The sequence below is a fragment of the Blautia sp. HCP3S3_G3 genome (assembly GCF_052063365.1).
In the GTDB taxonomy this organism is placed as follows: domain Bacteria; phylum Bacillota; class Clostridia; order Lachnospirales; family Lachnospiraceae; genus Blautia_A.
The window spans coordinates 181,548-193,562 of the sequence record NZ_JBQHXR010000001.1 but is presented as its reverse complement, the minus strand read 5'-3'; the positions used below and the strand labels follow the sequence as shown (position 1 = coordinate 193,562).

The 12,015-nt window shown below is 37.9% G+C and carries 11 protein-coding genes and 2 pseudogenes; 2 read left to right on the top strand and 11 right to left on the bottom strand.

All coding sequences use genetic code 11. The annotated features are described in order from the left end of the window. Nucleotides 1-5: 5 nt before the first annotated feature. From ACTNEW_RS00955 to ACTNEW_RS00945, 3 genes are all read right to left on the bottom strand, one after another. Entirely contained in the window at nucleotides 6-716 is a 711-nt protein-coding gene (locus ACTNEW_RS00955) for a TVP38/TMEM64 family protein (protein ID WP_441056878.1), read from the bottom strand. A gap of 46 nt (nucleotides 717-762) precedes the next feature. Continuing rightward, complete coding sequence (locus ACTNEW_RS00950) at nucleotides 763-1,359, bottom strand: DUF308 domain-containing protein (RefSeq protein ID WP_441056876.1); 597 nt, start codon at nucleotides 1,357-1,359, stop codon at nucleotides 763-765. Between the two features lie 64 nt (nucleotides 1,360-1,423). Then, nucleotides 1,424-2,800, bottom strand: a complete 1,377-nt coding sequence (locus tag ACTNEW_RS00945) for a phospholipase D-like domain-containing protein (RefSeq protein ID WP_441056874.1) — start codon at nucleotides 2,798-2,800, stop codon at nucleotides 1,424-1,426. A gap of 72 nt (nucleotides 2,801-2,872) precedes the next feature. Here ACTNEW_RS00945 and ACTNEW_RS00940 point away from each other — a divergent pair, with 72 nt between their 5' ends. Next, entirely contained in the window at nucleotides 2,873-3,436 is a 564-nt protein-coding gene (locus tag ACTNEW_RS00940; protein ID WP_441056872.1) for a TetR/AcrR family transcriptional regulator, read from the top strand. Nucleotides 3,437-3,478: 42 nt separating this feature from the next. Here the strand turns inward: ACTNEW_RS00940 and ACTNEW_RS00935 are convergent, their stop codons facing one another. The 8 genes and pseudogenes from ACTNEW_RS00935 to glgB all read right to left on the bottom strand — a co-directional run bounded on the left by ACTNEW_RS00935 (nucleotide 3,479) and on the right by glgB (nucleotide 11,702). After that, nucleotides 3,479-3,889, bottom strand: coding sequence for a phospholipase D-like domain-containing protein (locus tag ACTNEW_RS00935; protein WP_441056870.1), 411 nt, complete (start codon nucleotides 3,887-3,889; stop codon nucleotides 3,479-3,481). A 102-nt stretch (nucleotides 3,890-3,991) separates the two neighbouring features. Next, nucleotides 3,992-4,855: a DegV family protein gene (locus ACTNEW_RS00930; RefSeq protein ID WP_227149307.1), complete on the bottom strand. Its 864-nt coding sequence runs from the start codon at nucleotides 4,853-4,855 to the stop codon at nucleotides 3,992-3,994. 31 nt (nucleotides 4,856-4,886) lie between these two features. Next, on the bottom strand, nucleotides 4,887-6,080 hold the full coding sequence (gene metK, locus ACTNEW_RS00925) for a methionine adenosyltransferase (protein WP_118346883.1): 1,194 nt from the start codon (nucleotides 6,078-6,080) through the stop codon (nucleotides 4,887-4,889). Nucleotides 6,081-6,152: 72 nt separating this feature from the next. Beyond that, on the bottom strand, nucleotides 6,153-7,508 hold the full coding sequence (locus ACTNEW_RS00920) for a radical SAM protein (RefSeq protein WP_441056867.1): 1,356 nt from the start codon (nucleotides 7,506-7,508) through the stop codon (nucleotides 6,153-6,155). A 57-nt stretch (nucleotides 7,509-7,565) separates the two neighbouring features. Beyond that, a complete protein-coding gene (locus ACTNEW_RS00915; protein ID WP_301595165.1) occupies nucleotides 7,566-8,150 on the bottom strand; it encodes a DUF308 domain-containing protein in 585 nt (194 codons plus the stop codon). 193 nt (nucleotides 8,151-8,343) lie between these two features. Then, nucleotides 8,344-8,427, bottom strand: a pseudogene (locus ACTNEW_RS00910) (oleate hydratase); the annotation flags it as partial. Nucleotides 8,428-8,728: 301 nt separating this feature from the next. Next, nucleotides 8,729-9,604, bottom strand: a complete 876-nt coding sequence (locus ACTNEW_RS00905; protein WP_441056864.1) for a hypothetical protein — start codon at nucleotides 9,602-9,604, stop codon at nucleotides 8,729-8,731. 316 nt (nucleotides 9,605-9,920) lie between these two features. Continuing rightward, nucleotides 9,921-11,702 carry a 1,4-alpha-glucan branching protein GlgB gene (gene glgB, locus ACTNEW_RS00900; protein WP_441056862.1) on the bottom strand — a complete coding sequence of 594 codons (1,782 nt, stop codon included), beginning with the start codon at nucleotides 11,700-11,702 and terminating at the stop codon, nucleotides 9,921-9,923. A gap of 72 nt (nucleotides 11,703-11,774) precedes the next feature. Here glgB and ACTNEW_RS00895 point away from each other — a divergent pair. Then, nucleotides 11,775-11,904 (top strand): annotated as a pseudogene (locus ACTNEW_RS00895) (IS91 family transposase); the annotation flags it as partial. Between the last annotated feature and the right edge of the window lie 111 nt (nucleotides 11,905-12,015).

Below are 12,015 nucleotides of genomic sequence, written 5' to 3'. Positions count from 1 at the left end.
TTTTCTCATTTCTCTCCTGTTCTTTTATTCATATAGTGTTTCAAGACAACAGTTCCGGCAGCAACCAAAATTCTTAATAATAATACCATGATAAATTCTATTGAAAATGGATTGCTCAACTTAGTTCCAAGCAAAGTAATAGTAACAATACTGAGCAAAGAACCGCTTATTCCTGCTGTCAGATAAGTAGTGAATTTCACTCCACAAGTGCCAAAATACAGGCTCACAATGTCACCTGGCAAAAATCCAACAATTCTGGTAATAAAGCATACAAAAAAAGCATTTTCATTCTGATATCCTGTCAGTTGTTGAACCTTGGGATATCTAGTCCCAATATACTGTATAATATCCTCACCGCTGTATCTTCCGATCCAATAAGGAATCGTAATGGTTGTCGTCAATCCAACCATACTTACCATCACAGCTATAAATGGTGTAAACAGAACTCCACTGCTCAAATATAAAATCGACAATGGGAACATAATTGTAAGGCTTTTGAGAGCAAAGAACAAAACTAAAACACACGCAGCCAAAATCATATTTTCAGGTGTATACTTCAATATCGTTTCTACAGACAAAGGTTCTTCTGATTTTCTTACAATCACTAAAAGAATCAGTGTCATCAGAATAATTGCTGCTAAAGGAGTGAGTTTCTTTAGCTTCATTTCTGATTTTTTCTCACTCTTTTGTTTTTTTTCTTTGTTTCTGATTTTCATCCAACTTTTCTCATTCATAATTATAATCATAAAGTACTTCTTATATCTATTCGTCTATTATATTTCCATTTACTTCATCAAACACATTCTTCATTTCAAGAGCATATTTTTTACCTATTTTGCTCAATCGGTATAATATAAAAATGTCAATAATACCATTTAAAATGAAGATAATTCCTGCCATTAATGCAGCGGCTGAAACTGTATCCGGTGAAAAGAACATCATACTAATTCCAGCCAGAATAATAATACATGATAGAATAACATATGATGTACAGCGCACATGAAATATGTCTTTCATACAAACAGCCGTCTCCATACAGATTACTCCATTGATTATGATGACAATACTAAACACATAAGAAAACAACACTATTGTAATTCCCCCATGTGTGATGATAAAGATTCCCAAAATACATTTCAAAATGCCTTCAAATAACGTTCCATATGTAAAATAAGTATTTCGTCGTAATTTTGAATCACAAACCAGATCAAAAATCCCACTGCACAAAATCAGAATACCTGCAATTATCGCAATTACTTTTAAGGAATCATGTGGTTTTATTATGAATAATACTCCAAGCAATACCGTCATGATTGCATTTATCCACATATCCAGCTTTATTTTTTTCAACGTTTTCATATTTTACTCCTCCCAGTTTTAGTAAACTCTCACATTCATCAATAATATTTACTATTTCTGCTTTTTATAGCAAATGTCGAAACGGAATAATTAAAATGCGCAGGATTCCATAAAAAATCCTTTTTCCTACACTCTGTTCTATTATTTGATAATTTTCTCCATCAATAATCGTTCCGTCCGGAGCAACTTGTCTACTTTTCAGTTTCAATTTCTCTGTATGTCCACGGAGAGTTTCATTAAGTTCCTTGCATTCTATAAACAGCATCATTTCTGTATCAAGATACACACTCCTCATATCAAGATTGCAGGATCCTACTATACTGAGCGTATCTCCTGCCAATACAGTCTTTGTATGTAATGCCTGGGTTCCAACATATTCATACACATAACTTCCTGTTTGCCTCACAGCTTTCTTCTGATTCAAATAATCCGTACATCCGAAAGGATTGGCACCACTTTCTACCGCATTGATTATCAACTCTGTCTTCACACTTCTCGAACATATCTCCTTCAAATCCCCATACATTTTCTGATTGCATATAACATAAGGGGTTTGTATTAGAATGTTGTCCGCTTCTTCCATCTCATTTACCATCCTGTTCCAAACCTGCGGCTGTTTATCATCCGGATCTATAGGGTTGGTGCAAAGTTCAATACTTTCTGTCTCAATCGTTTCTTCAAACCAATCGATTTCACAAAAAGCTTCTGAATGTTTTTCTCTGACTTCCTGATAGTGTTCTCTTAATCTTCCGTTAATACCTTCATGTTTTCTATACATTCTACAACAGGAAAGATTCCATACCTTTTTAAAATAATCCTGAATCTGGATGTAAGAATTACCCTCACCCGGAACCGTTTCATAGACCAGAATATCCCTATCCTCATTATATGAGTCGATATAATTACCAAGAAATAAATCATCTGTGTTTCTTCCACCGAGAATATAAGCAAAATCATCTGCAATCAAATATTTGTCATGCATTCTGTAATTATTTTTCCACGGTTTTATCAGCGTAATAGGATTGTATAGCTTAACCTCCACATTTTCATGCGACGTAAGTTCCCGAAAATTTCTACTTCCTCTCAAATATAATGTTCCATTTATGCCATCAACTAATATCTGAACTTTTACACCTCTATCTGTAGCATTTAATAGTGCAGCCATCATATCCTGACCACTGTTATCGTCACGAAAATCAAAAATTGAAAGCATAATATTTTCTTTTGCCGATTCGATTAAACGGAGCCGCCACACCAACGCATCCACATTATTTTCAATATTTAATATTCTCTCCTGTCCAGCCATATTTAACACCCTTTCACACTCTCTGTTTTCTTCATCAGCTCGTTTGTGATACAGAGGCAGGATTGCTAGACATACTATCAAATAAAAGAACCATATTTTCAAAATACCTTTTATCATCTTTCCAAATTTTTTCATTGTTCTGCATCATTGTATCATTCGACATTTTATGCTACGATATAAAAAAACAAAAAGCGAGTTGATATATATATGAACCATACAAAATCTGCCATCATAGATGCTTTCTGGCAGTTGTTGGAAGAACGTCCCTACACCAAGATTACTGTAAGGGATATCGTAGAACTCTGCCAAGTCAATCGAAACACCTTTTACTATCATTTTCATGACATTCCTGAGCTTCTGGAAACTACGATAAAATCTGATGTAGATCAAATCATCCAGACTAACGGACATTTTGGTTCACCGACGGATTGCTTGATTCCAATTGTTGAACGTTGCTTAAAACGCAAAAAGGCCATGCTCCATATATACCGTTCTGTGAAACGAGATGTATTCCAAAACGAATTGGAAAGAATCATACTCTACACAGTAACTCAATACATACATACTGTTACCAAAGATTTGAATATTCCTTCTGAAGATAAAACTATCCTAATACAGTACTATAAATGTTGCCTTCTTGGATACACATTAGATTGGCTGGACAAAAACATGAACTTTGACCTTTTGAAGTCAGTTACTCGTATTACTGATTTGATTGGAGATTCTTTGAAGCAGGCATTTCTTGAATTGTCCGAATCTTCAAGTATATAATACCCGAATAGATTGAGCACCGCTTCAACTTGGCGGTGCTCTTTACATTAGCGGGGCAAATATTCTCAAGATTTCCTGAAATACCCTTATTGGCAACCTTTCTATACACTCTTCTAGTGTAATCTGCGTGCACTCATTCAATGTATCAAAATAATCTTTTTTTATTTGTAATACTGCCTTACTGTTATACATCCATACTCCACATTCGAAATGCAGATAGAGGCTTCTAAAATCTAAATTCGTTGCTCCTACAGTCGCTATCTGGTCATCGGAAACAAATATTTTAGAATGCATAAATCCTTTTGAATATTCATATATTTTCACACCACCATATATCAATTCCCTGTAAAATGATCGTGTAGTCAAATGAATCAAGGCCTTGTCATAAATATGAGGAGTGATAATCCGCACATCTACACCGCTTTTAGCCGCTAAGCACAATGCAGATACCATGCTGTCATCGACAATCAAATATGGCGTACAGATATAATACTTGTACTCGTCTCAAGAGCAATGCTCTAAACCATGAACGCTTCATTTGATTCCCCACTTATTCTAAATTCTTATTTTTCTACTTATCCCCATACCGAAAGCCCCTGGTCCTACATGACAGCTGATACTGAAAGTCAGCGGATCGTATTTAACATCTTCCCAAGGAAACATCTCTTGGGCCATTTCCATCCATTCCTGATGTTCTTCTTTTTTTCCGAAGCTCCCTGCGACGCCAACATATATCTCATCACTATTTTTATGAAATTCATCTGCAATTGTTTTCATTTCCATAAGCAGACGCTTTTTACAGCTTTTTGTTCCACGAACTTTTGCATAGGCATCTAAACGTTCCCCGGCAATTACAAGCAGTGGTTTTATACTTAACAATGTGCCCATGGCAGCTCCCGCCGGAGTGACACGTCCTCCCATTTTCAAATATTCTAAGGTTTCCACGCCTACATAGACAATGGATTCATAAGCAGTTTGTTCTAAGGCTTCTTTTATTTCTTTTGCAGAACACCCTTTTTCTTTCAACATCAGTGCATCCAACACGGACTGCCTCTGGGTGACAGAAATGCGATGATTATCAACCACCTGTACTTTTTCTTCATAATCCTGTGCCAGTACCTGAGCTGTTTGACAGGAACCACTAAGTCCGCTGGACATTGGAATATATACAAGCTCATCATATTCGGATAAGAGCAGTTTATCCCACATGTCTAAAACTTCTGCTGGTGAAGGCTGAGAACTAAAAACTTCTCTTTTTTCCTCAAGGCATTGATAAAACTCCTCATGAGTTAAATCAATGCCTTCATAGTATGTTTTCCCTTCCAGAATCACCGGCATTGGAATGACATGGACACCTAGAATCTTTCCTTCTTCTTCAAAGATCCCACTGTTGCTGTCTGTTACAATCGCAACATTCATCTCATAATCCTCCTGTGCCATTTCTATACTATTACAAATATTTCTTTAATTCATTTACTTTATCCAGCCTTTCCCATGGAAGATCCAAATCTTCTCTTCCAAAATGTCCATAAGCAGCTGTCTGTCTGTAAATAGGTCTTCTTAAAGTCAATTCTTTGATAATACCAGCTGGGCGGAAATCAAAGTTCTCTCTTACAATCTCCGTAATTCTCTCATCTGAAAGTTTTCCTGTTCCAAATGTGTCCACCATAATTGAGGTAGGCTGTGCTACACCAATAGCATAGGAAAGCTGCACCTCACATTTTTCAGCCAACCCTGACGCTACAATGTTTTTTGCCGCATAACGGGCCGCATATGATGCAGAGCGATCTACCTTAGTACAGTCCTTTCCCGAAAAAGCTCCACCACCATGCCGCGCATATCCTCCATATGTATCTACAATAATCTTACGGCCTGTCAATCCACTGTCTCCATGCGGTCCACCTATTACAAAACGTCCTGTTGGATTGATATAGAATTTTGTATTCTCGTCCACCATTCCACCAGGCAGGATTTCGTCAAACACATATTTTTTAATATCCAACTGAATCTGTTCCTGTGTTATTTCCGGATCATGCTGTGTAGAAAGCACTACGGCATCCAGTCTGAGTGGTTTGTCCTTTTCATCATATTCTACAGTTACCTGGGTTTTTCCATCTGGTCTCAAATATGGGAGTATTCCTTCTTTTCGTACTTTTGTCAGCTGCAATGCCAGCTTATGTGCAAGCTCAATGGGGTAGGGCATATACGTCTTAGTCTCATTCGTCGCATATCCAAACATCATCCCCTGATCTCCGGCTCCGATGGCTTCAATCTCTTCATCCGACAAATTATGTTCTTTTGCCTCAAGAGCCTTATCCACACCCATTGCTATATCTGCCGACTGTTCATCAATGGCTGTTAACACACCACAGGTATCTGCATCAAAACCATACTCTGCATTTGTATATCCAATTTCCCTGATTGTATCTCGAACCACCTTCTGGATATCTACATATGCATTGGAAGTAATTTCTCCCATTACCATAACAAGACCTGTAGTCGTTACCGTCTCACACGCCACCCGGCTCATAGGATCCTGCTTCAACAATTCATCCAGCACGGCATCTGAAATAGCATCACACATTTTATCTGGATGCCCTTCTGTGACAGACTCCGATGTAAAAAATCGTTTACTTTTATTCATTTTTCATTTCCTTTCATCTTTTTTCCGATTACCTGAATGAATACTTCGATATTCAAATTCATAGTTGTTTCTTTAATTTGCGATTCCCTTTTTCTCTCTGTTCTCTTTCCAAAGTTCATCTGCAACTGGCTTCCAATACTTCGCATACTGGTCACATTTTGCACAAAGATGTTCTGCTGTTTCCGGAGATTGAAGATCTGTTGAGTGAGCTCCTGATTTTTCAACCATTGCACGAAGCTTGTCAGGATTTTCCAGCATAGGACACGGACGAAGCATATTATCATTAAATGGCTGATTATCATGGTAAGCCATCATCATCGGTGACTGCAGTGCTTCCAGAAGCGTCTTTTCCCGAATATTAGAATCTGAATAATGGATAAATACGCATGGATCGATATCGCCGTTAGCATTTATATGTAAGTAGCGATGACCACCGGCGATACATCCGCCAACATATTCTGCATCATTCTGAAAATCCAGTGCAAACAATGGCTTTGTGGCACGATAACGACGGATTTTCTCATAAACTCCGCTACGCTGCTGCGGTGTAGGCATCAACTCTGGAACAGCATCGTTTCCTACCGGCATATAATGGAAATACCATACAAAATAGGCACCCATTTCAATCAATGTATCATAGAATTCCTCTGATGTAATTGAATCATAATTAGCGCTGGTATAGCAGCAAGAGATTCCATAAATCAGTTTCTTTCTTCTGAGAAGTTCCATGGCTTTACGTACTTTCTGATATACACCAGTTCCACGTCGTCCATCAGTTGCCTCTTCAAATCCTTCCAGAGAAATGGCTGGTACAAAATTACCTACACGGAGCATTTCATCCGCAAATTCTTCGTCAATTAATGTGGAATTTGTAAAGCAGAGGAATACGCAATCCGAATGCTTTTCACAGATCCGAATCAAGTCTTTTTTACGAACCAGTGGCTCGCCGCCAGTGTAAATATAAAAATAAACGCCCAATTCTTTTCCCTGGCAGATAATATCATCAATCTCATCAAAAGTAAGATTTAATTTGTGTCCATATTCCGCCGCCCAGCATCCCGTACAGTGCAGATTGCAGGCAGATGTAGGATCCAGAAGGATAGCCCATGGAATATTACAGTTATACTTCTTTCTCAGTTCTTCTTCCTTCTTCCAGCCAACCAGACTGGCATTAATAAACAGATTCACGGCAAGTGTCTTAGTCACATTGGGCGCTACCTCTTTAAAAAGACGGCGGATATAGTGATAATAAGGATGTTCCGGATCTGTAATTGCATCCCGAATTATTTTTCTCTGAGAAATAAATTCTCCATCAGCAAATTTATCTGCCCAGTCCATCATCTTCGGCATATGCTTATCCGGATCCTTGTAAATATAATTGAATGTCTGCTCGATTCCCAGTTTCTTTAAAGTATTTGATGCGTTCATAATAGAATTCCTCCCTATAATTTTATATTTGTTAATAATAAGTTTTACTTAAACATTTTATTCTTCCCAGTCAGTATCTTCCTCGTTCTTTTCCTGTCCTTGGATTTGTTTTGAAATCTTCACCGTCTCCTTGACTGTGAGATGATTCATGAGACCTTCTGCAAAAAAACCGCATCCGATAATGACATGACTGATCTGACTTTCCTGAAACGGCTTTATTATAATTAAGATCCCAAAAGCAGCTACAATGATGGAAAGTGTCAATATCCATTTCCATATTTCAAGTCCAAATACTTTTGCGTCTTTTGCAGTCTGAACTTTTAATACAGCGTCAAGCAAAATCAACAATCCTAGTCCTGGGGAAAGATATGAACGGATACGCAAATTACATCCAAGCACTATCACTCCTAGCACTATCAGGAATATTCCACAGGCCAGATCATATTGGAAAGCCAGATCATACAAATCATCTGAAAGATATCCAATAATCTTAACAATTCCATAGGCAACTAATATGATGCCCCCTGTGATACATAGCACCAGTGGGGATATAGATGGTATTGTCATACATACGATTCCAGCTATATAGAAAATAATTGAAATCAAAACATACCCATCTCTTGCCATACGAATCTTTTTCAATATTTTCACCTCCATTCTCTTTTTCTTGCCTAAATTCTACATATTATTTCATTTTTCTTCTATGGGCAAACATCTTCTATATATCCAAAAACTAGGCAAACTTAACATGTTTGTCTGGATTCATTCAAAGTCCAAGATCAATAAAAGCTGCTCCATCAGGCACAACTTTTGGACGGTTCACATCATTACGAGGCATGAAAAAGGCTGACTTGTGATCTACTCCTTCTGGTTTCTTAGGATGAGCAAAAGCTTCATAGTTTCCACTTGAATAATACATAATCATCCCCCTCTTGGACCACGAAATTTGTCTCAGTCAAGCCAACTTTTGAAAATAAATAAAAATATTTTAAAACATTAACAAATTTGTTCATGTTTTTTTTGCCAGAACAATTTTTGAATTGGTTATGAAAAGAAAAAAGAAAAAGCGATGACTTTCCCGTTAAGAAAATCACCGCCCTTATAGAACTATTTCCATTATTTATGATTGTTATTTTTAAATATGATGAATTACCAAAATGCCCGTTTGCAACAACTGTCGGATTGATTGATAAAATTTCCGTTTTTTCTAATAATTGAAATTATTCAATACCTCTCGTCTCTATAATGAACTTAACGGAATATGAGTTCTCATCGCTCTCGCTGCTGAAACTCTTGTAGGTACCGGATACGTCCTGTAGTACTTTCAGTCGATCAATAATATCCTGCAGATCCTGATCCACAAAATCCGTAATCTTTTCTACGCCTTCTTCATTGAATTTTTCTACACCTTCTTTGAGCTCATTTGCTCCATCTAAGAGTTCCTGTGCTCCATCATTCAGATCATTTCCGCCCTCTTTGAGTTTTTCCGTTCCTTCTTTTAATGTGCCGGTTCCATCAGCAAGTTTTGATGTGCCATCTTTTAACTGTGAACTTCCATCTTTCAAATCCTGTATTCCACTGGAAAGTGTTCCCACGCCGGTATTTAAGCTATTTCCACCATCTGCAAGCTGCTGCACACCGTTGGCCAGCTCTTTTGCTCCTGCCTGAAGCTGTGTTGTTCCGTCTGCAAGCTGACTTGCTCCTGATTTTAATGTGCCAGTTCCTGTATATAAAGAAGCAGCTCCATTTTTCAGGTTTATAATACCTGTATTCAGTGTCGGAAGTTTTGTTCCAAGCTGGTTCAATCCATCTGCTATCAGATCGATTCCTTTTGTAAACAATGTAGTAATACCGTCCGATACTGCTTTTGCTCCTGGAACTAATTGTTCTGAAACAGATTTTTCCATGGTCTCAAGTCCGTTTGTAACCTGCGAAGATCCATTTTCAAGACTTGTCATGGCCCCCTCTGCCTGCTCTGTGCCATAGAGAGTTTCATTAATCATTGTTACTCCGGTATTTGCCTGCTTTACTCCATTGGAAATAGTGGTAAGCTGTGTTGTAAGTGTTGTTGTAAACGCTGTGAGTGTACCTGACATTCCTTTTTTTATCTGCGCTCCACCCTGAGTAATCGTCTGTCCATTTGTCTGAAGTGCTGTATCGTAGCCCCCTTGAATCTGTTCCGATGCTACAACGATCTTAGAAGTAGCAGCTTTTAATTCTCGTAAAGATTTAAGTATTATTTCCGTCTGCTGATTTCCTGACTGTTGTCCCTCTATTCTGGATTCTGTACCATTTTCTTTCTTCTATTGAAAATTTACATCTTCTCCAACCCACTAAAAAGGAAAGCGAAGGCTATCCTTGATTAAATTCCAAAGATAATCTTCGCTTTTTTACATTTCATAATTTCCAAATTTACTTAATTTCTAACAGAACAGCAGAAAACGGATTTAATGTACAGTTTAGCACACCATTTTTAAGGGTGCAGATTTCCAGATTTTCTGGGGAATCACCACCAAAACGGTTCCAGTCACTATAAACAAGCATCTTAACCTGTTCTGCCTCTTCAATCTCCACTTCATAATCATTCTGTATCTGGTCACTGAAATTAAAGATTGCTGCCAGTTTTTCATCCTTGCTTCTTCTTAAAATTGCATAAATACGTCTGCTCTCCTGATGACAGTCCAACCACGAAAATCCTTCTTCCAGATAATCCCAGGAAGACAGCGCCGGATGTTCCAGATAAGCATGATTTAACTCCTTCATAAATCGATAAAAGGAATCATGAATCGGATATTTTCTAATATCCCAGTCCTGCTCTCTCTTTTCATCCCATTCTCTCAACTGTCCAATTTCATTTCCCATGAAATTGAGTTTTTTCCCGGGATGAATCATCATATAAAGATACATGGCTCTTGCCTGTGGAAATTTATCTTCATATTGCCCATTCATTTTTTGCAAGATTGTGGCTTTTCCATGAACCACTTCATCATGAGATAAAGGCAATAAAAAGTTTTCATTCCTAAAATAATGCATGGAGAATGTTAGTTTATGATATTTTTCGCTTCGATCCTGTGGATTCGATTGGAAGTACTCCAACGTATCATGCATCCAGCCCATATCCCATTTATAATCAAAACCAAGTCCACCTTCGCATACCGGTTTCGTCACATTTGGAAAATTTGTAGAATCCTCTGCTACCAGAATACATCCCGAATTTAATCTTTTCAGTTCCTGATTCATGAATCTGATAAACTCCACGGCGTTTCCATTGACACCGCGGTGCTCATCGCCCTGCCAGTAAATGATGCGACTTATAGCATCCATACGCAGTCCGTCAAAATGAAATTCTTTCATCCAATAATTTGCTGCAGACTGCAGAAAGCTTCGTACTTCTCCCCTGGAATGCATGAAATTATGGCTGCCCCATTCGCTGAATCCCACATCCTTACTTGGATATTCATATAAGCAGCTTCCATCATATTTTGCCAGGCTGTAATCATCTATAGCAAAATGCACCGGCACAAAATCAAGAATTACTCCAATATTGTTCTGATGGAGTCTGTCAATCAAGATTTTCAGCTCATTCAGAGTACCATATCTGCTGGTGGGTGCAAAAAAACCTGTATTCTGGTAACCCCAACTTTCATCACAGGGATGCTCACTGATGGGGAGAAATTCCACATAATTATATCCTGTTTCTTTTAGATAAGCAATCAGGGGTTCTGCAAGCTCATCGTATCTGTACCATTCATAGTCCTCTCCAATCTTTCGTTTCCAGGATCCTATATGCAATTCATAAATGTTCAGTGGTTCACCTTTCCTGTCATTTCTGGTATCCATCCATGTATCATCCTGAAACTGATAATCATAAAGATTTCTAATCACGGATTGATGATCCGGTCTTAGCTGCATTCCAAACCCATAAGGATCACAATGATCCGTGGCACTTCCGTTTTGTCCATAAATACGATATTCGTAGCATTCCCCTTCCTTTGCACCTTCTACATAAACTTCATAAAAATTTCCATCGTGTATTTTATTCATAGGAATTTCCTGACCATTCCACAAAAGAACTACACCTCTGGCATTTGGTGCAAAGGTAGAAAACTTTACTCCGCTTTGCATCAGATGGGCTCCCATCCATTCATAAGCATCTAATGTTTTTCCTGTATAAAATCCATAAAAATCTGGCATTCCATCCCTCCTGTAATTGCATTGTAGGCTTATGAGTATCTTGTAAAATTTTTTTCAGACTATTACGAAGAAATAATTCACTCTTCATCCCAGAGCTATTAAGATGGAAAATATCGATAAAATGATTAACTTTGGGCATCCATCTTTTGGTTGTGCCATGTATGGATGCCCTCACTGTGGAAGACTCAAATTTGTCCCTTTCACTGTCACATCGGTCTGATATCCTGCCACCTTCTGTACCTTTGGATATTTTCAACAAACATCCTATACGATTTCCTCTCCACTGTATCTTCCAAAAGTGTCTTTGTACTCT